The 19,751-nt window shown below is 70.8% G+C and carries 18 protein-coding genes; 8 read left to right on the top strand and 10 right to left on the bottom strand.

Features of this window, described 5'->3' with window-relative positions; translation table 11 throughout:
- From ABZT49_RS09825 to ABZT49_RS09795, 7 genes are all read right to left on the bottom strand, one after another.
- Positions 1-220 (bottom strand): P-loop NTPase (locus ABZT49_RS09825; protein ID WP_355285752.1); only part of this gene is annotated, 220 nt, incomplete at its 3' end.
- 226 nt (positions 221-446) lie between these two features.
- The gene (minC, locus tag ABZT49_RS09820) at positions 447-1,151 is read right to left on the bottom strand and encodes a septum site-determining protein MinC (RefSeq protein WP_355285750.1); all 705 of its coding nucleotides are present in this window, start codon (positions 1,149-1,151) and stop codon (positions 447-449) included.
- A 74-nt stretch (positions 1,152-1,225) separates the two neighbouring features.
- Positions 1,226-2,038: a tellurite resistance TerB family protein gene (locus ABZT49_RS09815; protein ID WP_355285748.1), complete on the bottom strand. Its 813-nt coding sequence runs from the start codon at positions 2,036-2,038 to the stop codon at positions 1,226-1,228.
- Positions 2,039-2,126: 88 nt separating this feature from the next.
- Positions 2,127-3,980 carry an ABC transporter ATP-binding protein gene (locus ABZT49_RS09810; protein WP_355285746.1) on the bottom strand — a complete coding sequence of 618 codons (1,854 nt, stop codon included), beginning with the start codon at positions 3,978-3,980 and terminating at the stop codon, positions 2,127-2,129.
- A gap of 187 nt (positions 3,981-4,167) precedes the next feature.
- Positions 4,168-5,097, bottom strand: coding sequence for an ABC transporter permease (locus ABZT49_RS09805; protein ID WP_093569960.1), 930 nt, complete (start codon positions 5,095-5,097; stop codon positions 4,168-4,170).
- The gene (locus tag ABZT49_RS09800; protein WP_093569959.1) at positions 5,063-6,022 is read right to left on the bottom strand and encodes an ABC transporter permease; all 960 of its coding nucleotides are present in this window, start codon (positions 6,020-6,022) and stop codon (positions 5,063-5,065) included. Before ABZT49_RS09800 ends, ABZT49_RS09805 begins: the two co-directional genes overlap by 35 nt.
- Positions 6,023-6,032: 10 nt before the next feature.
- Complete coding sequence (locus tag ABZT49_RS09795) at positions 6,033-7,826, bottom strand: peptide ABC transporter substrate-binding protein (protein ID WP_355285756.1); 1,794 nt, start codon at positions 7,824-7,826, stop codon at positions 6,033-6,035.
- 287 nt (positions 7,827-8,113) lie between these two features.
- Between ABZT49_RS09795 and ABZT49_RS09790 the strand changes: the two genes are divergently transcribed.
- From ABZT49_RS09790 to ABZT49_RS09755, 8 genes are all read left to right on the top strand, one after another.
- Positions 8,114-9,532: a M20 family metallopeptidase gene (locus ABZT49_RS09790; protein WP_355285744.1), complete on the top strand. Its 1,419-nt coding sequence runs from the start codon at positions 8,114-8,116 to the stop codon at positions 9,530-9,532.
- 72 nt (positions 9,533-9,604) lie between these two features.
- Positions 9,605-9,961 (top strand): tRNA-binding protein, encoded by a 357-nt coding sequence (locus tag ABZT49_RS09785; RefSeq protein ID WP_355285742.1) that lies wholly within the window; start codon positions 9,605-9,607, stop codon positions 9,959-9,961.
- A 23-nt stretch (positions 9,962-9,984) separates the two neighbouring features.
- Entirely contained in the window at positions 9,985-10,596 is a 612-nt protein-coding gene (ureG, locus tag ABZT49_RS09780; RefSeq protein ID WP_355285740.1) for an urease accessory protein UreG, read from the top strand.
- Between the two features lie 101 nt (positions 10,597-10,697).
- On the top strand, positions 10,698-11,480 hold the full coding sequence (locus ABZT49_RS09775; RefSeq protein ID WP_355285739.1) for a hypothetical protein: 783 nt from the start codon (positions 10,698-10,700) through the stop codon (positions 11,478-11,480).
- A 379-nt stretch (positions 11,481-11,859) separates the two neighbouring features.
- Positions 11,860-13,086 carry an MFS transporter gene (locus tag ABZT49_RS09770; RefSeq protein WP_355285737.1) on the top strand — a complete coding sequence of 409 codons (1,227 nt, stop codon included), beginning with the start codon at positions 11,860-11,862 and terminating at the stop codon, positions 13,084-13,086.
- Positions 13,083-13,919 carry an alpha/beta hydrolase gene (locus tag ABZT49_RS09765; RefSeq protein ID WP_355285736.1) on the top strand — a complete coding sequence of 279 codons (837 nt, stop codon included), beginning with the start codon at positions 13,083-13,085 and terminating at the stop codon, positions 13,917-13,919. Before ABZT49_RS09770 ends, ABZT49_RS09765 begins: the two co-directional genes overlap by 4 nt.
- 169 nt (positions 13,920-14,088) lie before the next feature.
- Entirely contained in the window at positions 14,089-15,630 is a 1,542-nt protein-coding gene (locus ABZT49_RS09760) for a hypothetical protein (RefSeq protein WP_355285734.1), read from the top strand.
- Positions 15,631-15,748: 118 nt separating this feature from the next.
- Entirely contained in the window at positions 15,749-16,939 is a 1,191-nt protein-coding gene (locus ABZT49_RS09755) for a TAXI family TRAP transporter solute-binding subunit (RefSeq protein ID WP_355285732.1), read from the top strand.
- Between the two features lie 252 nt (positions 16,940-17,191).
- Here the strand turns inward: ABZT49_RS09755 and ABZT49_RS09750 are convergent, their stop codons facing one another.
- From ABZT49_RS09750 to ABZT49_RS09740, 3 genes are all read right to left on the bottom strand, one after another.
- Positions 17,192-17,482 carry a GIY-YIG nuclease family protein gene (locus ABZT49_RS09750; protein ID WP_355285754.1) on the bottom strand — a complete coding sequence of 97 codons (291 nt, stop codon included), beginning with the start codon at positions 17,480-17,482 and terminating at the stop codon, positions 17,192-17,194.
- Between the two features lie 301 nt (positions 17,483-17,783).
- On the bottom strand, positions 17,784-18,773 hold the full coding sequence (locus tag ABZT49_RS09745) for a branched-chain amino acid ABC transporter permease (RefSeq protein ID WP_355285731.1): 990 nt from the start codon (positions 18,771-18,773) through the stop codon (positions 17,784-17,786).
- Positions 18,774-18,799: 26 nt separating this feature from the next.
- The gene (locus ABZT49_RS09740) at positions 18,800-19,687 is read right to left on the bottom strand and encodes a branched-chain amino acid ABC transporter permease (protein ID WP_093569944.1); all 888 of its coding nucleotides are present in this window, start codon (positions 19,685-19,687) and stop codon (positions 18,800-18,802) included.
- Positions 19,688-19,751: the final 64 nt, after the last annotated feature.

The following is a 19,751-nucleotide window of genomic DNA, read 5'->3' as shown; positions in this document are numbered from 1 at the left end:
GCGCCTGAGGGAGCTTGGCATCGCCCTGGACGACGTTGATGAGGTCGTAGACCACCCGGCGCTCGGCGCCCATGATGAGGTCGAGGTTGCGCAGGCCCACGTCGAAATCGACGACGCAGACTCTCTGTCCGGTCCGGGCCAGGGCCGCGCCCAAAGCCGCCGTCGTGGTGGTCTTGCCCACCCCTCCCTTGCCGGATGTTACCACGATGACTTTGGCCATGGGTTCCCCTTAACCTTGCTGTTCGGAAGTCGCGGCCCGCGCGGCCGCTGCGTGTGTTTTCTTGAGTTTCGCCCCGTCCGCGGATCGTTGCCGCGGGGCCCCCGGAGCGGTGACGACGGTGGCTCTAGAGCGCTTCACGATCGCGCTGCCATCGCGAAGCTCTCTAGGTCTTTGATTTTGCCGCATTTTCTTCGACGAACCGGTGTCCACTTCGTCGGAAAATGCTCTAGTCGAGGGCGGCGGTGCGCATCGTGTCGCCGTCGAGCCAGACCTGGACGGCACGGCCCCGCAAGCTCGGGTCGATGTCGTCGGCGATGCGGTAGAGTCCGTCGATCGCGAGCAGCTCGGGCTCGAACTTGCGGCAGAAGATGCGGGCGCCCGGCGCGCCGGCGGCCCCCGCGATGGCGCGGCCCCGCAGCGCCCCGTAGATGTGGATCGAGCCGCCGGCGATGATCTCGGCGCCCGAGGCCACCGAGCCCATCACGGTCACGTCGCCCTCGGGGAAGAGGATCGCCTGGCCGGAGCGCACGGGGCTCTCCAGCATCAGCGACTTCGCGCCCGTCACCCGCTCGACCGGCGCGGCGGCCGGCGCCTCGCCGGGCATCGCCACCTCGCCGGAGGGCCGGCCGCCATTGAGCGGCGGCGGCATCCCGGGCCCGAGCGAGCCCGCCCGGGCGCCCTCGATACCCATGATGGGGATCTCGCGCTCGTTCAGGGCGGCCACCAAGCCGTGGAGCGCGTCCCGGCTCGGCGCCAGGGCCGTCACGTCGAGGATCACGGCGCGGCCGGCGAAGAACGCCGGAGAGCGCTTGGCAAGGGCGTCGAGGTCGGCGAGCCAATCCTCGATCGGCGCCTCTGGGGCTAACACGACCGCCAGGAACGAGCGGCCACGGAAGCGGATCGGCGGGCGGGTTTGGGTCTGGCTGGTCACGTCTTTACGACTCGTTACCAGCCCATCAGGCACGTCCGATGGTTAGCGAATGGTTAACGGCCGTAACGAAGTGTTCACCTTTGCGAAGACGCCGCGGTGAGCGTGGCTTCGATGTGGCGCGCGAAGCCCGGATCGAGCCCGAGTCGCCGGGCGAGATGGTCGAGATACGCCCGTTCCTGCGGCGTATCGACGGTGACCGCCATCACGGAGGCGGCGTAGATCTCGCTCGCCTGCTCGGGATTGCGGGCGAGGCGCGCCACCGCCTCGACGTCGACCGGCGCGCGCAGGGCGTCCATCAGGAAGGCCTTGTCGTCGGCATCCAGGGCATGGCGGTCCATCTCGCCGAAAATGCGGCCCTGCTCCTCCGGATCGATGTGGCCGTCGGCCTTGGCGGCGGTGATCATCGCGATCAGGAGGGCGCGGGCCCGGTCCTGCTCGTCGGCCGGGGAGGACGGCGCGAAGCGCGTGCCGCCGAGCATCCGGGCCGCCTCGTCGGCGGAGGGGATGAAGCCGCTGGGCCGAGGCGGAGTGGATCCGCGCTGGCCCTGGTTCGGCTGGCCCTGGTTCGCTTGCCAGCTCTGGTAGGCCTGGTAGGCGAGGGTGCCGATCAACGCGAGGCCGCCGAGGCGGCCGGTGGATCCCATGCCCATGCCCGGCGCGCCGAAGCCTGAGCCGAACCCACCTTGGCTGCGGCGTCCGCCGAGGACCAGCGAGGCGAGGCCGCCGAGGATCGCCGCCTTGCCGCCGCCACCGCCGAGGGAGCGGGCGACCTGATCGAGGGGAGAGGGCGCGTGGCCGTGGGAGCCTTGGCCGGGATAGCCGCCGGAATATCCCCCTCTCGGCCCGCCGCCGAGGAACTGGTCGAGCAGGCGCTTGGCGTCGAACATCGGGGCTCCCTCCGGCACGAGCCGACGAGATGGGGTGCCGGATCGCTCTCGCAAGGGCAGAGGGACAAGGGCGGAGGGAGCGGGGCCCTCACGCCACCGCCGCCATCCCGCCCGCCGGCGCCTCCCATTCCGATCCCCAGACCTGCACCACGTGCCCGGGCGAGACCTCGCGGTAGAGGCGCTCGGGCGGCACGTAGTCGACCGGGCGGATCGGGCTCTTGATCTCGTCGCTGCGCACCGCGTGGAGCTGGCGCCGGCGGCCCGGATCGGGGACCGGCACGGCGGCGATCAGCTTCTTGGTGTAGGGGTGCTGGGGCGCGCCGAAGATCGCCGCGCGGGGGCCGATCTCGACGATCTCGCCGAGATACATCACGGCGACCCGGTGGCTCACCCGCTCCACCACCGCCATGTCGTGCGAGATGAACAGGTAGGCGAGGCCGAGCGAGGCCTGCAGGTCGAGCATCAGGTTCACCACCTGCGCCTTCACCGAGACGTCGAGGGCCGAGACCGACTCGTCGGCCACGATCAGCCGCGGCTCCAGCGCCAGCGTGCGGGCGATGCAGATGCGCTGGCGCTGGCCGCCGGAGAATTCGTGCGGGAAGCGGCTCGCCATCTCGGGCTTGAGCCCGACCCGGCGCAGCAGGTCGGCGGCGCGCTCGCGGGCCTGAGCCCGGGAGCACAGGCGGTTGATCAGCAGCGGCTCGGCGATCGCCGCCCCCACGCTCATGCGCGGATCGAGGCTGGCGAAGGGATCTTGGAAGATCATCTGCATCCGCCGTCGGCAGGCGCGGAGCGCGGCGGGCGAGAGGCCGAGCACGTCCTCGCCGTCGAGGAGCACCGAGCCGGCGACCGGCTCGATCAGCCGCAGCACCGAGCGGCCGGTGGTCGACTTGCCGCAGCCCGATTCGCCGACGAGGGCCAGGGTCTCGCCCTCGCGCACCGCGAAGGAGACGTTCTCGACCGCGTGGACCCGGCCGCGCACCCGCGAGAGCAGGCCGCCGCGGATGTCGAACCGGGTGGTCAGGCCCTTCACCTCCAGCACCGGGCGCGCGCCCTCGCGCACCGTGTCGGGCAGCGGCACGGCCGCCTCGGGCTCGCCGGTGGCGCGGTCGACGATCGGGAAGCGGGCCGGGTGCGGCTGCCCCTTCATCGCCCCGAGCGTCGGCACGGCGGCGAGCAGCGCGCGGCTGTAGGGATGGGTCGGGCGGCGGAAGATCTGCTCGGTGGCGCCCGTCTCGACGGCGCGCCCGTCGACCATCACCACGGTGCGGTCGGCGATCTCGGCCACCACCCCCATGTCGTGGGTGATGAACAGGACCGACATGCCCTCCTCCTCCTGGAGGAGCTTGATCAGGTCGAGGATCTGGGCCTGGATGGTGACGTCGAGGGCCGTGGTCGGCTCGTCGGCGATGAGGAGTTTCGGCCGGCAGGCGAGCGCCATCGCGATCATCACCCGCTGGCGCATGCCGCCGGAGAAGCGGTGCGGGTAATCGTGCACCCGCGAGGCGGCGGCCGGGATCCGCACCTTGTCGAAGAGGCGCACCGTCTCGGCCTCGGCCTCGGCGCGCGACAGGCCGCGGTGGAGCCGCAGCGCCTCGCCGATCTGGAAGCCGACGGTGAGCACCGGGTTGAGGCTCGTCATCGGCTCCTGGAAGATCATCGCGACGTCGTCGCCGCGGATCCGGCGCATCTCGGCATCGGGCAGGCGCAGCAGGTCGCGGCCCTCCAGCAGCACCCGGCCGCCGGTGCGGGTCGCGTCGCGGGGGGTGAGCCGCATGATCGAGAGCGCGGTGACGCTCTTGCCCGACCCGGATTCGCCCACCAGCGCGACCGTCTCCTTGGGGCCGATCTCGAACGAGACGCCGTGCACCACCGGGCGCCAAGCCTGCTCGGAGCGGAACGCGACGGTGAGGTCCTGGACCGAGAGGATCGGGGTGGTCATCGCGGATTACCCTGCGGATGCATCGTCCCGCCCGCGACCTCATCCTGAGGTGCGACCAACGGGAGCCTCGAAGGAGGGCTCCAGGAAACGCGGAGCCTTCTGGAGCCCTCCTTCGAGGTCAGTCGATTCTCGATCGACTGACACCTCAGGATGAGGTCCAGAGTTGGAATGAGCGGATCGTCTGCCCTCACAGCACCCGCCGCGGGTCGAGGGCGTCGCGAAGCCCGTCGCCGATGAAGTTGATCGACAGGACGGTCAAAAAAATTGCGGCGCCCGGAAAAAGCGCCCAGTGCGGCGCCACGTCGAGGTGGTCCTTGGCGTCGTAGAGGAGCCGGCCCCAGGTCGGGATGTCCGGCGGGAAACCGAGGCCCAGGAACGACAGGGTCGATTCGGCGATGATCGCGGACGACACCTCGATCGTCGCCGCGACGATCACCGGACCCAGCGCGTTCGGCAGGATGTGGCGGGTGACGAGGTGCCAGGCGGTCGCGCCCTGCGAGCGCGCCGCCTCGACGAACTCCTTCTCGCGCAGGGACAGGAACTGCGCCCGCACCAGCCGCGCCACCGGCATCCAGCGCAGGCCGCCGATGACCGCGACGATCATCACGAACACGCCGCCCTCGACCCCGAAGAGCTGCTTCAGCTGGTCGCGGAACAGGTAGATGATCAAGAGCAGGAGCGGCAGCTGCGGCAGCGACAGGAACAGGTCGGTCAGCCACATCAGCACCGGATCGAGGAAGCGGCGCGACATGCCGGCGAGCGCGCCGACCAGCACGCCGACGAAGGTCGCCACCACCATCGCGGCGAAGCCGACGGCGAGCGAGATCCGCCCGCCGTAGATCATCCGGGCGAGCAGGTCCTGGCCGAGGTCGTCGGTGCCGAGCGGGTGGGCCCAGGACGGGCCCTGGAGCGTCGCCGCGAAGTCGATCTCGTCGATCGCCACCGGCCAGACCCAGCCGCCGACGAGGACCGCGAGCACGAGCAGGCCCAGCACCCCGACGCTGACGACCGCGAGGCGGTGGCGGCGGAAGCGCCGCCAGGTGTCCCGCCCCGAGGCCGCCGGAGCGGGGGCCGGCCCCGCCTCAGCGGTAGGAGATGCGAGGGTCGAGCCAGCCATAGAGGAGGTCCGCGACGAGGTTGAACAGGACGACGAGGCAGGCGAACACGAAGGTGACGGCCATCACCACCGGCGTGTCGTTGGCGAGCATCGCGTTGATGAGGAGCGAGCCGATCCCGGGGATGCGAAAGATCTGCTCGGTGACGATGGCGCCGCCGAACACCGCCGGGATCTGGAGCGCCACCAGCGTCACGACCGGGATCAGCGCGTTGCGGGCGATGTGGCGGACCGTGACGGTGCCGTCCGACAGGCCCTTGGCCCGGGCGGTGGTGACGTAGTCGAGGCGCGCCACGTCGAGCACCGAGGCACGGACGTAGCGGGTGTAGGACGCGGCCTGGAAGAAGCCGAGCACGCAGACCGGCATGATCGCCTGCCGGACATGCTCCCAGGCCCAGCGCCAGCCCGTCGCCGATATGTCGGCCTGGTAGACGAAGGGCAGCCAGTCGAGGGTGAGGCTGAACAGCAGGATGAACAGGAGGCCGGTGAAGAAGGTCGGCAGCGAGAAGCCGACGAAGGCCAGCGTGTTCGCCACCTGGTCGAAGACCGAGTAGGGCCGGATCGCCGCCAGGATGCCGACCGGCACGGCGATCAGCAGCGCCAGCACCTGCGACGAGCCGACCACGAAGAGCGTGGTCGGCAGGCGCTGCAGGATCAGCTCGTCGACGTTGACCCGGCTGGCGAAGGAGAAGCCCCAGTCGCCCTGGAGCATCGCCGTCAGCCAGTGCAGGTAGCGCACCAGGATCGGGTCATCGAGGCCGAATTTCAGCCGCAGGGCCTCGCGCACCTCCGGCGGCACGTTGGGGTTGGTGGCGAGCTCGCCGAAGGGGTCGCCCGGCGCCAGCGCCAGCACGGTGAACAGGATCAGGCTGATCCCGAGCAGGCTCGGGATCGCGATGAGGAGGCGGCGGAGGAGGTAGGCTCCCATCGGGTGATCGTTACGCCTGCTTGTACCACTCGGCCAGGAAGGCCAGCGAGTTGTCCCAGCCGCTCGCGGGCGCCTCGAGCTTGCCGTTGATCGCCGAGACCTGGGCACGGTGGAGCAGCGGCAGGACGTAGTCGGCCACCACCAGGTCGTTCATCTTGACGAACAGGGCGGCGCGCTTGACGAGATCGAGCTCGCCCTGCGCCTGCTTGTAGGCGGCATCGACCTCCGGGTTCTGCATCCGGCAGATGTTGCGGCCCTGCCACTTGTTGGCCTTGGTGGCGGCCTCCCACGACACGTATTGCAGCGCGAACACCGCCGGATCGGCCTGGGTCATGTTCCAGGTATACATCTCCATGTCGGCGTAGAAATGCGGATAGGTATCCGGGTTCGCTACGTCGGAGGAGAAGAACACCGAGCCGGGGACCGACTTCAGCTCCATGTCGATGCCGGCCTTCTGAGCGGCCTGCTTGATGATGGCTTGGGTCTTCTGGCGCGGCGCGTTGATCGAGGTCTGGAAGACGAATTTCAGCTTCTTGCCGTCCTTGGCGCGGATGCCGTCGCCGCCCTTCTTCCAGCCGGCGTCTTCGAGGATCTGCGCCGCCTTGTCGGGCTCGAAGGCGAAGGAGGTGTTCTTCGAGACGAACGGGGCCGGGCCGTTGAAGACGTTGGCGGTGGCCCGCCCCGTGCGGCCGTAGATGAATTGCTGGATCGCCGCCCGGTTGACGAGCAGGTTCATGGCCTTGCGCACCGCCGGATCGGAGAAGGCCGGGTGCTTGGTCTTGAGCGAGGCGCGCTCGCCGTCGACCTCGACGTTCGGGTCGGTGGCGTTCAGCAGCAGGAATTCGAGGTTGCCGCCGTAATCCATCTTGACCCGGCCCTTGCCCTCGGCTTCGAGCCGCTTGAGGATCTCGTCCTCGACCTGCATGTTCCAGGCATAGTCGTACTCGCCGGTCTGCAGCACCGCGCGGGCGGCCGAGACCGCGTCGCCGCCGCCCTTCATCTCGATCGAGTCGAAGAACGGCCGATTCGGCACGTGGTAATCCGGGTTGCGCACGCCGCGCAGGATGTCGCCGGGGCGGAACTCGCTGAACTTGTAGGGGCCGGTGCCGACCGGGGCGAGGTTCGCCGGCGCGTCGCGGGACTTGTCGCCGGCGTAATCCGCGAAGACGTGCTTGGGGATGATCATCCCGGCGCTGGACACGAAGGCGTCGGCCCAGAACGGCGTCGGCTCCTTGAAGGTCAGCTTCACCGTCAGGTCGTCGACCTTCGCGACCTTGACGTTGACGTAGCTGCCGCCGGTGACCGCGGCCGTCGCCGGGTTGGCGGCGTATTCCGCCGTGAACACCACGTCGTCGGCGGTGAAGGGCTTGCCGTCGTGCCACTTCACGTTCGGCTTGAGTTTCCAGGTCACCGAGAGACCGTCCGCGGCGACGCCGCCATTCTCCTTCGAAGGGATCTCGGCCGCCAGGATCGGGAAGAGATTGCCGTCGGCGTCCCAGGCCGCCAGCGGCTCGTAGAAGATGCGCGAGCCCTCCTGATCCTTGGTGCCGATGGCGAAGTGCGGGTTGATCAGGGTCGCGGCCTGCCAGAACAGGAGCTTCAGCGGCCCGCCGCCGCCGGCCTTGGCCGGCTTGTAGGCGTCGCGCAACGGGTTCGCCGCGAAGGCGACGCCGTTCTGGGCCAGCATCATCCCGGCCATCGGGGCGGTGAGGCCGAGCGCCAGCATCCGGCGCACGAAGCTGCGCCGCGACAGGCTTCCGTCCTTCACCTCGCCGATCAGGGTGCGCAGGTCATGCTCGGTCACGCCACGCTCGGTCATCGACAAACACCCTTCTGGCTGGCCTCTGGCGGCCTCAGCATCGCGCCCGCCGCATGTCCTTACAAGCGGCTGCATAAAAATCAGCACCAGTTGTCAGCGCTAACGAGACAGCGATAGGCAAAGCCTGGGCCATTTATGTGCGACCCAGTCAGCGCTTGAGCTATTCCAGCCGTGCGCCCCACGTCCGCTCCCGCCGCGCTTGAGCCGGCAGGACACCTGCATGAGGCTCAAGGGTAGAAGGCGGCCCAATGGCTGCGCCCAGGAGGAACCCCATGGACAACCGCAACGCCGTCTGGCGCCAGGTCGACGCCCACAAGGATCGGCTGATCGCCCTCTCCGACGAGGTCTGGGGCACCCCGGAGGTCTGCTACACCGAAGCGCGCTCGGCCGCGGCCCATGCCGCCGAACTGCGCCACCAGGGCTTTCGCGTGACGGAAGGAGCGGCCGGCATCCCGACCGCGGTGATCGGCGAGGCCGGGGAGGGCGGCCCGGTCATCGCCTTCCTCGGCGAGTACGACGCGCTGCCGGGCCTGAGCCAGGAGGCGGGGGTCGCCGCCCACACGCCGATCGAGGCCGGCGGCCACGGCCACGGCTGCGGGCACAACCTGCTCGGCTCGGCGGCACTGCTGGCCGCGACCGCGATGAAGGACTGGCTCGCGGAATCCGGACTGCCCGGCCGCGTGCGCTACTACGGCTGCCCGGCGGAGGAGGGCGGCGCCGCCAAGGCCTTCATGGTCCGCGAGGGCCTGTTTAAGGATGCCGACGCCGCCGTGACCTGGCACCCGTCGAGTTTCTGGGAGGTCACGCCGCCGCTCTCGCTGGCCAACACCCGGGCCGATTTCGTGTTCACCGGCCGCGCCTCGCACGCGGCCGCCGCCCCGCATCTCGGGCGCTCGGCCCTCGACGCGGTCGAGCTGATGAATGTCGGCGTCAACTACATGCGCGAGCACATGCCGAGCGACGCGCGGGTGCATTACGCCTATCTCGAGACCGGCGGCATCGCCCCCAACGTCGTCCAGGCTCATGCCCGGGTGCGCTACTCGATCCGCGCCCGCGACCTGCCGGGCATGCGCGACCTCGTCTCCCGCGTGCGCAAGATCGCCGAGGGCGCCGCGCTGATGACCGAGACCCAGATGGAGATGCGCATCGTCAGCGCGGTCTCGAACCTCGTCGGCAATACTCCGCTGGAGGAAGCCCTGCACGGGGTGATGGAGGATCTCGGCACGCCCCATTTCGACGAGGCCGACCGCGCCTTCGCCCGTGAGATCCAGGGCACGCTGACGCCGCAGGACATCGCGGCGGTCTACCGCACCATCGGGCTGCCGGTGACCGACGCGCCGCTCGCCGACTTCCTGGTGCCGCTGGACGCCCGCCGCAACCCGGCGATCGGCTCGACCGATGTCGGCGACGTCAGCTGGGTAGTGCCGACGGTCCAGGCCCACGCCCCCACGGTGGCGGTCGGCACGCCGTTCCACACCTGGCAGGTGGTGGCTCAGGGCAAGACACCGGCGGCCCACAAGGCGATGGTGCAGGTGGCCAAAGCCATGGCGGCGCTCGGCGCCCGGCTCGCGACCGATGAAGGCTTGCGCGAGGCCGCGAAGGCGGACCTGAAGGCCCGCACGGGTCCCGAGGGCTACGTCTCGCCGCTGCCGGCGGAGGTGCAGCCGCCGCTGACGATGTCGGTGGGGTGAGGAGCCGGCTCGCCGGGTCGCGCCCGCTGGGCTAGGGATTGCGGCGAACCGTTCCTCGAATCCGGACACCCCATGGACGAGACCCAGCCGCCGGCCCCGATCGCCATCGACGACTTCCTGAAACTCGACGTGCGGGTCGGCACCATCGTCGAGGCGGCGCCGATCCCGCAGGCGCGACGGCCGGCCTATCGCCTCGTCATCGATCTCGGCGAGGGGCTCGGCCTCAAAAAATCCTCCGCCCAGGTGACGGTGCATTATGCGCCCGAAGCCCTGATCGGCCGGCAGGTGCTCTGCGTCGTCAACCTGCCCCCACGCCAAGTCGGCCCGGTGCGCTCCGAGGTCCTGACCCTCGGGGTGCCGGACGGGGAGGGCGCCGTGGTGCTGATCGCGCCCGAGCGGCCGGTGCCGAATGGCGGGCGGCTGTACTGATTCTCACGGAGATCGAACACACCATGACGTCCACTCATGGACCTTTGCGGGTCGGCATCGGCGGCCCGGTCGGGTCAGGCAAGACCGCCCTGATGGAGGGCCTGTGCAAGGCTCTGCGCGAGCGCTACGACCTTTGTGCCATCACCAACGACATCTACACCAAGGAGGATGCGCGCCTCCTCACCGTGGCCGGCGCCCTGGACGAAGAGCGCATCATGGGCGTCGAGACCGGCGGCTGCCCGCACACAGCGATCCGCGAGGACGCCTCGATCAACCTCGCGGCGGTGGCGGAGATGCGTCGGCGCTTCCCCGCCCTCGACCTGGTGCTGCTCGAATCCGGCGGCGACAACCTCGCGGCCACCTTCTCGCCGGAGCTCGCCGACCTGACGATCTACGTCATCGACGTCGCCGGCGGGGAGAAGATCCCGCGGAAAGGCGGCCCCGGCATCACCCGCTCGGACCTGCTCGTCATCAACAAGACCGACCTCGCACCCCTCGTCGGCGCCGATCTAGGGGTTATGGAGGAGGACACCAAGCGCATGCGGGGCCAGCGCCCCTACGTGTTCGCGTCCCTGCGCCACGGCGACGGCGTCGAGGCGGTGGCGCGGTTCGTGGTGGAGGCCGGCGGGCTTTAGGGCATTGTCCGACCAAGTGGCCTCCGGTTGGGCGAAGACAATGCGGCACAATCAGGGATCTCGATCAGCGCCCGATTGCCACGCGATTGGGCGCTGATCGAGTGCTCGTCGATCTCCTGCACTGGCTCGTCCAGCCGGCCTCGCTGGCGGCACGGCGCCTCGGCTATGCCGGCGACAGCGTGCGGCTCGCCTCGCGCTCGCGGCGCTGCCGGGCGGCCTGGGCGCCGCACCTCGCGGCGGCGAAGGACGCGGTGCGGGCGGCGGTGGACGACTTGCCCCGGCGCGACACCGCCGTGGTGCTGGGCTCGGGCCTCCTCGACGACGTGCCGATCAACGACCTCGCCGGCGCGTTTCGGCGGGTGGTGCTGGTCGATGCGGTGCATCCCTGGCGGGGGCGCCTCCGGGCGCGAGGCCACCGCAACGTCGTGCGCCTCGTCCACGACCTGAGCGGCACGCGGGACCTGCTGCTCGGCCGGGGGGAGGGGTTCGGGCCGGTTCTGCCGCCGGTCTGCCGCGAGGCCGACCTCGTGGTCTCGGCCAACCTCCTGTCGCAGCTGCCGATCCTGCCGGTGGCGCGGCTCGAGGCGGCGGGCCGGCTCGGGCCCTGGACCGACCCGGAGGCCTTCGGGCGCCGCATCGTCGCGGCCCATCTCGACGCCCTGGCGGGACTCCCGGCCCGCATCTGCCTCGTCACCGACCGCGACGAGACCGAGGAGGACCGGGACGGGCGGGTCGTGGAGCGGATCGACCTCCTCTACGGGGTCGATCCGGGGCCGGCGGCGCACGAATGGGAGTGGGTCCTGGCGCCGTTCGGCGAGGTGGCGCGGGACCGACGCCTGGTGCACCGCGTCACGGCCTGGCCGGAGTGGCGGCCGTCGGCATGACATGGGAGCATGACGGCGCGCATCCGTAGCGGCTTCGCGCCGGGCGGCGACGCGTCTACGGTCCAAATTCGAGTCTGCACGAGCGACTGAGACTTCTCCTCGGGGAGGCTTATCGCTTCACGATCGAGTTGCGCGCATCGCCTCTCCCCGCGGGCGGGGAGAGGCGATGCGTCCCCGTCCAGGGGACGCAGCGAGGCGGCAGCCGAAGGTGAGGGGGCGCCGCCGCTGGGGCTCCTCCGGAAGCCCCCCCTCACCACCGCTGCGGCTGCGCCTCCGCTTGCTGCGTTCCCTGGACGGGAACGCAGCCCTCTCCCCGCCCGCGGGGAGAGGAGGGAACCCGCGTCTTTACAGCGGACGCACGAGGAGGAGGACACCCAGGATGACCCGCGACAGCAGCCTCGTGGCTCCGGCCGAGGTGCCGGCGGAGGCCTATTGGCGGCGCAACCTCGCGGTCTGCGTGTTCGGCTCCTTCACCACCATCGTGGCGATGACGCTGCTCTTGCCGTTCCTGCCGCTCTATGTCGAGGAGCTGGGTGTCAAGGACCAGGCGGCGATCGTGCAATGGTCCGGCGTCGCGTTCGGGGCGACCTTCTTCAGCGCCGCCCTGGTGGCGCCGCTCTGGGGGCGGCTCGCCGACCTCTACGGCCGCAAGCTGATGCTGATCCGGGCGAGCCTCGGCATGGCGGTGGCGATGTCCTTGATCGGGCTCGCGGGCGATGTCTGGCAGCTCGTGGGCCTGCGGCTGCTCGCGGGGCTGCTGGGCGGCTACGCCTCGGGCTCGACGGTGCTGATCGCGACGCAGACGCCGAAGGACCGCTCGGCCTGGGCGCTCGGGACGCTGGCCTCGGGCATCATGGCGGGCAACCTCGTCGGGCCGCTGATCGGCGGGGTGCTGCCGCCGGTCATCGGCATCCGCGCCACCTTCTTCGCCGCCGGCGGGGTGATCTTCCTCGCCTTCCTGGCGACGGTGTTCCTGATCCGCGAGGAGCCGCGCCCGCCGAAATCCGCCCGGGGGGGCGGCGGATTCGCCAGCATCCCGGACAAGGGCCCGGCGCTCGCCATGCTGGCGACCGGCATGCTGCTGATGCTGGCGGTGATGTCGGTCGAGCCGATCATCACCGTCTACGTCGCCGAGCTCACCCCCGATCCCGCCCGGGTCACCCTGGTCGCGGGGCTCGCCATGTCGGCGACCGCCTTAGGCAGCATCCTGTCGGCGCCGCGGCTCGGGCGCCTCGCCGACCGGATCGGCCCCTGGACCGTCATCACCGCAAGCCTGACCGCCTCCGCGGTGCTCCTGGTGCCGCAGGCCCTGGTGACGAGCGAGTGGCAGCTCGTGGGCTTACGCTTCCTCATGGGCCTGGCACTCGGCGGCCTCCTGCCATGCATCGCCAGCGTGATCCGCCACTCGGTGCCCGACCGGGTGGCCGGGACGATGCTGGGCTATTCCACCTCGTCGCAATATGTCGGGCAGGTGGTGGGGCCGCTGCTCGGCGGCCTCATTGGCGGGCATATCGGCATGCGGGCGGTCTTCCTCGGCACGGCGGTGCTGATGGCGCTGGGCGCCGCCGGCACCGCCCTGGCGCGACCGAAGGGGATGAGGGCGTGAGCGACAGCGATCTCGTGCGGCGGACGATCGACATCGGGGACCCCGCCGGGGGGCACCTCGCGGCGCTCGAATTCGGGCCGGCCGACCGGCCCCTCGACGCGCTCCTCCTGCACGCCAACGGCTTCAACGCCCGCACCTATCGCAGCCTGCTGGCGCCGCTCGCCGACCGGCGGATCCTCGCCTACGACCATCGCGGCCACGGCCGCACCACCCTGCCGGCGGAGCCCGCCGGGCGGAGCGACTGGCAGGACGTCACCGACGACCTGATCGCCCTCATGGAGCGGATCGACGCGGCCCCGCTGGTTCTGATCGGCCACTCGATGGGCGGCACCGCCTCGCTGCTCGCCGCCGCCGCGCGGCCGGAACGGGTGCGCCGCCTCGTGCTCCTCGATCCGGTGATCCCGCCGCCGGAGCGCCGCGGCGAGGGCCATCCCGGCCTCGCGGACGGGGCCCTGAAGCGGCGCAGCACCTTCCCGTCCCGGGAGGCGGCGCTCGCGGCCTATCGCGGGCGCGGGGCGTTCCGCACCTGGCCGGAGGCGCCGCTCGCCGATTACGTCGCGGACGGTTTTCGGGACGGTCCGGACGGCGTGACCCTCGCCTGCACCGGGGCCTGGGAGGCGTCGAGCTACATGGCGCAAGGGCACGATTCCTGGGGGGCGCTGGCCCGCCTGTCCTGCCCGGCCGACATCCTGCGGGCCGAGACCGGCAGCACCTGCGCGCTTGCCGAGAGCCGCGGATCGGTCGCGGTCGAGACGGTGCCGGGCACCACCCATTTCCTCCCCTTCGAGGCCCCGGAGCCGGTCCGGTCGGCGATCCGGCGGGCGCTCGCCTGATCCGAAAGGAGGAGGTGCGGCTTACGCCTTTCGGGGAAGGGTAACGCCCCCGACCGCCCCCCATCGCGCAGATAGCTCCCGACTGCCCCAACGGCCCAATGTCGGCCGCGAGGAGGCGGCGCGTCTTTCCCCCGTGGAGATCCGCCCGCTCACGCCGGAGGGGCGCGTCATGAAATTCTGGCTCGGCCTGGCAGGTTGCCTGGCGCTGGGGGTGCTCGGCGCGATGCTGACGATCGAGGGAAGCCCGCCGCCGGCGGGATCCGTGCCGGCGGCGCGCCCGCCCGCCGCCCAGGCCTGGACCGACGTCTCCGACGCCGACCGGGCCGGCGTGCCGCGCCAGATGCAGGCGCGCGTCATCCTGGCCCGGCAAGGGGGCGGCCAAGGGAACGGCCAAACGGCGGAGCCGGCGCGACAAGAGGCCGAGTCGATCCGTCCGACGGGCGACCAGGCCGGTCGGGTCGGCGTCCCGGCGGGCCCGCCGGGCGATCCCGCCCGCACGGCACCCAAAACCCCCGAGCCGGCGCGGGCCGGCGCGGACACGCAGGCCCTCGACGAGGTCCGGCGGCGGGCCGAGGGGCGGGTGCGGCAGGCGGAGGCCGAGACGGACACGGCCCGGCGGCGCCTGGAACAGGAGGAGGCGCGCGCCAACGCCCTCTCAGACGCCGCGATGACGGCGCGCCGCGACCTGATCGCAGCCCGGGCCGAGGTCGAAGAATTGCGGACACGGGCTGCGCAGGCGCACGAGCCGGACGGTGCGACGGCGCAGGCCGGGCCCGCCGAGGAGGCCCGCCGGGCCGCCGAGGAGGTCGCGGAGGAGCGTCGGCAGGCGCTCGCGGAGGAGCGGGCACGGTCCGAGCAGCTGGCGGTGGCCCTCGCCGAGGCGCGCCGGCGCGTCGCCGTGCTGGAGACCGCGGCCGAGGCCGCGCAGGTCGCCCACCAGGCGCAGGCCCAGGCCGCGTCGCGGGAGCGGGCGATGATGCGGGCGGGCCTGCGCCGCCTCGCCGTCGCGCTGCGCGCCGCCCAGGTCGCCCAGTCGGAGGCGGTCGCCCGCGAGGCGCAGACCGCCGGCGCCCGCGACCGGGCCGAGCAGGGCCGGCTCGCCGCCGAGCGGGTCGCCGCCGAGACGCGCGGGCGCCTCGACCGCCTGAAGGCCGGCCGCGACCGCGGGGACGAAGCCAGCCTCCCGGCGTCCAGGGCCGCGAAGGCGCGCCAGCCCGCACTGGTTCTCCAGGCCCGCCCCGGCCCGGCCGTGCCGGCAGCGCCGCCCTCGACCGTGCTGGTGCCGGCGGGCGCGGGCGCCGCGGAGACGCTCGACGAGGAGCGCCTGCTGGCGCGGGTCGCGGTCCTGCTCGGGCGCGGCGACATCAGCGGGGCGCGGCTCTTCCTCACCCTCGGCGTGCGCAGCGGCAGCGCGAAGGCCACGGCGCTCCTCGCCGAGACCTACGACCCCGACCGGCTCGCCGCCCTGCAGGTCCGCGGCCTGCGCGGCGATCCCGAGAAGGCGAGCGCCCTGTACCGCCAGGCGCAAGGGAATCAGGGTCCGCTCGACGTGGGCTCGGCGAACCAGGAGGTCGCGAGCCGGGACCCCGCGGAGGCGCCGCCGGCTGCCCCCGCGCATCGCGGGCAGCCAGGCTGGATCAACCCGGTCCGCCAGGCCGGCCTGCCGGCCCCCTTCGTGCCCTCCCTCGCCGCCCCGTGGGGCGGCGAGTGATCCGCGCCTCAGCAGGGCGGCAAGGTGCAGCTCTGCTGAGGGTGTTGTTTTCGCATCGTTTTCACCGCCGAACCGGTGACCACTTCGGCGAATGACGCTTGGACGGGGAGACCACCGCATGACCCGCCGCGCCGCGCTCTGGCTCGCCCTCCTGCTGCCCTGGACCGCTCCCGAGGCCGGCGCGCAGCCCGCAGATCCCGCACCCGCCGCCGCGCCGGCGCCGGCCCGGCCGGCCCGGGCCATCCCCCCGAAGCCGCGGGCGCAGGGCTCCGGCCCGCGGGAGAGTGCCGAGGACGTGGCGCTCGGCAGCCACCTCAACGCCAACACCGTGGCGGTGATCTCGGGGACGCCGGGCGGCACCTATTTCCGCATGGCGAGCGACCTCGCCTTCGTGCTCGACGGCGTCAAGGACCTGCGGGTGCTGCCGGTGATGGGCAAGGGCGCGGGGCAGAACGCCTACGACCTGCGTTACCTGCGCGGGATCGACATCGCCTTCGTGCGCACCGATACCCTCGACCAGCTGCGCAAGGACAGGCGGGTCGGCAACGCCCAGTCGCACATCGCCTACATCGCCCGGCTGTTCAACGACGAGCTGCACGTCGTGGCCGCGCGGGAGATCACCGACATCCGCCAGCTCGCCGGCCGGAAGGTGAGCTTCGACGTGCGCGGCAGCGGCACCGACACGTCAGGCCGGGCGATGTTCGCCGGCCTGAGCCTGGAGGTCGAACCGGTCAATGTCGACCAGCCGACGGCGCTCGGCATGCTGGAGCGGGGCGAGATCGCCGCCATGGTCTCGGTGGCCGCCAAGCCCGTGGCGGTGCTGGCCGAGTTCCAGGGCGGCGACCGCTTCCACCTGCTCGACGTACCCTTCGCGGGCGGCGTCGCCGAGAGCTACATGCCGGCCGAGCTGACCCACGCCGACTATCCGCGCCTCGCGCCGGAGGGGAACGCCGTGCGCACGCTCGCGGTCGGCTCCATCCTGGCGGCCTATAACTGGCCGAAGGGCAGCGAGCGCTACAACCGCATCGCCCGCTTCGTCGACGCCTTCTTCAGCCAGTACGACAGCTTCCTCAAGGCCCCCCGGCACCCGAAATGGCGCGAGGTGAACCTCACCGCCGAGGTCGCCGACTGGCCCCGCTTCCCCGCGGCCAAGGATTGGCTGGAGAACCGCATCGCTCCGGCCCCTCGGGTCGCGGCGGCGCCCGGCGAGGTGGCGCAGTTCCTCGGCCAGCGCCGGGGTGCGGGCGAGGTCGACCGCGACCAGCTGTACCAGGAGTTCCTGAAGTGGCGGGACGGGCGGGGGCGGTGAGGGGAGCCTCCCGTTCCAATGCTCGGGTGGACGGTTCGCCCGACGAGCCTGACACCCTCGATGTCATCCCGGGGCCGCGCAGCGGAACCCGGGATCCATAACCGCGGACGATGCCGGACAAGGCGATCAGCTTTCCGCCTCTTCCTGAAACGTTAGCGGTTATGGATCCCGGGTTCTCGGCTTCGCCGAGCCCCGGGATGACATCGAGGGTACAGCTGCGACAGTTGCGGGAACGGAACCCGGTCGGCCACGTCAAAAGCCTGCCAACGTCGGATAGAGATCACTCCAGCCCGGATTGAAGTCCTCGATCAGCTGGAGCTTCCACTCCCTCCGCCATTTCTTCAAAGATTTTTCACGGGTGATCGCCTCGTTGATGCTGTCGTAGGCTTCGTACCAGACGAGCCGAACGACGTCGTAGCGGGCGGTAAACCCGTTCTTCGCCTTGGACTGATGCTCGAAGACGCGGCGGGCGATATTGTTCGTGACACCCACATACAGGGTCCCATGCCGTCCGCTCGCCATCATGTAGACGAAGTATGCCATGGCGGCGACCATCCGTGGATCGGATTATATCTCTACGTCATCCCAGGGCTCGGCGCAGCCGAGAACCCGGGATCCATAACCGCTGAGGTTGGAGAATAGAGCGACTCGCGTTCCGCTCTATCTTGAGCCGTCAGCGGTTATGGATCCCGGGTTCCGCTTTCGCGGCCCCGGGATGACGCGGAGGGTTTCAGGCTCTTTCGGAGAAAAGGTACTGTCAGCGAGCTGGAGCGAAGGGTCAAAAATGAAAACGGCGCCGGCCCCTCGCAGGACCGGCGCCGTCTTCGGTCCAACCCGGATGTAGCTAGAGCGGCCGCTTCAGCGTCCGCGCCACGAGCCCCAGGATCCCCTCGCGGAACACCAGCACGCAGATCACGAACACGAAGCCCTGGATGATCGTCACCCAGGCGCCGAACTGGGCCAGGTAGTTCTCCATCGCGATGATGACGAAGGAGCCGAGGATCGGGCCGAACACCGTGCCCATGCCGCCGACCAGCGTCATCAGCACCACCTCGCCCGACATCGACCAGTGCACGTCGGTCAGCGAGGCGAGCTGGAACACGATCGCCTTGGTCGAGCCGGCGAGGCCCGCCAGCGTGGTCGAGAGCACGAAGACCGCGAGCTTGTACTGGTTGGCGCGGTAGCCGAGCGAGATCGCCCTCGGCTCGTTGTCGCGGATCGCCTTCAGCACCTGCCCGAACGGCGAGTGGATGATGCGGTAGATCAGGAGCAGCCCGAGGAAGAAGATCACCGCGACGAGGGCGTAGAGCACCCGGTCGTCGGCGAGGCTGATGACCCCGAACAGGTGGCCGCGCGGTACCGCCTGGATGCCGTCCTCGCCGCCGGTGAACTTCGCCTGGAGCGAGAAGAAGAACACCATCTGGGCGAGCGCCAGGGTGATCATCGAGAAGTAGATGCCCTGGCGCCGGATGGCGAGCGCCCCGAAGACGAGGCCGAGCAAGGCCGCCATCAGGGTGCCGCCGAGGATGGCGAGCTCCGGGGTCAAGCCCCAGACCTTGGCGGTGTAGGCGGTGACGTAGCTCGCCATGCCGAAATAGGCGGCGTGGCCGAAGGAGAGCAGGCCGCCGTAGCCGAGCAGCAGGTTGAAGGCCAGCGCGAACAGCGCGAAGCACAAAACCTTCATCAGGAAGACGGGATACAAGACGAAGGGCAGCACCGCGAGCAGGACCGCGATGATGACGAAGACGAGGCGGTGGAACGCCTTGGCGTCCCGGCCCTCGGGCAGGGCGGTGGCGATCGGGGTGGCGTCGGTGGACGCCGCGGCGGAGGACATGGGCGCGTTCCTTCAGGCGAGGCGGGTCAGGCGGTGCGGCCGAACAGGCCGGCGGGCTTCACCAGCAGCACCAGCACCATGATGACGAAGATCACGGTCGAGGAGGCTTCCGGGTAGAACACCTTGGTCAGGCCCTCGATCAGCCCGAGGGTGAAGCCGGTGACGATCGAGCCGAGGATCGACCCCATGCCGCCGATCACCACGACCGCGAACACCACGATGATGATGTCGGCGCCCATGTTCGGGTTCACCGAATAGACGGGCGCGGCGAGCACGCCCGCGAAGGCGGCGAGCGCGACGCCGAAGCCGTAGGTCAGCGTGAGGAGCAGCGGCACGTTCACCCCGAAGGCCTGGACCAGGGTCGGGTTCTCGGTCGCGGCCCGGAGGTACGCGCCGAGCTTGGTCTTCTCGATCACCAGCCAGGTGGCGATGCAGACGACGAGCGAGGCGACGACGACCCAGCCGCGGTAGTTCGGCAGGAACATGAAGGGCAGGCGCTGGCCGCCCGACAGCTCGGAGGGGATCGCGTAGGGCAGGCCCGACACGCCGTACTCGTTGCGGAACAGGCCCTGGATGATCAGCGCCAGGCCGAAGGTGAGGAGCAGGCCGTAGAGGTGATCGAGCTTGTAGAGCCGCGAGATCAGGAGCCGCTCCAGGATCACCCCGAAGATGCCGACCACGATCGGGGCCAGCAGCAGCGCCCACCAGTAGCCGAGGCCGGCGTAGTTCAGCAGCATCCAGGCGACGAAGGCGCCCATCATGTACTGGGCGCCGTGGGTGAAGTTGATGATGTTCAACAGCCCGAAGATGATCGCCAGCCCGAGCGACAGGATGGCGTAGAACGAGCCGTTGATGAGGCCGAGCAGGAGCTGGCCGAAGAGCGCCTGCATGGGGACGCCGAGGATCGTGGGCATGGGGTCTGGCGACTCACGTGGGGACCGGGCCGGGTTCGGGGAGGCCGGCGGCGCCCTCGCGCCG

The sequence above is a fragment of the Methylobacterium sp. EM32 genome (genome assembly GCF_040593685.1).
Classification (GTDB): domain Bacteria; phylum Pseudomonadota; class Alphaproteobacteria; order Rhizobiales; family Beijerinckiaceae; genus Methylobacterium.
This window is presented reverse-complemented; position numbering and strand designations above follow the sequence as displayed.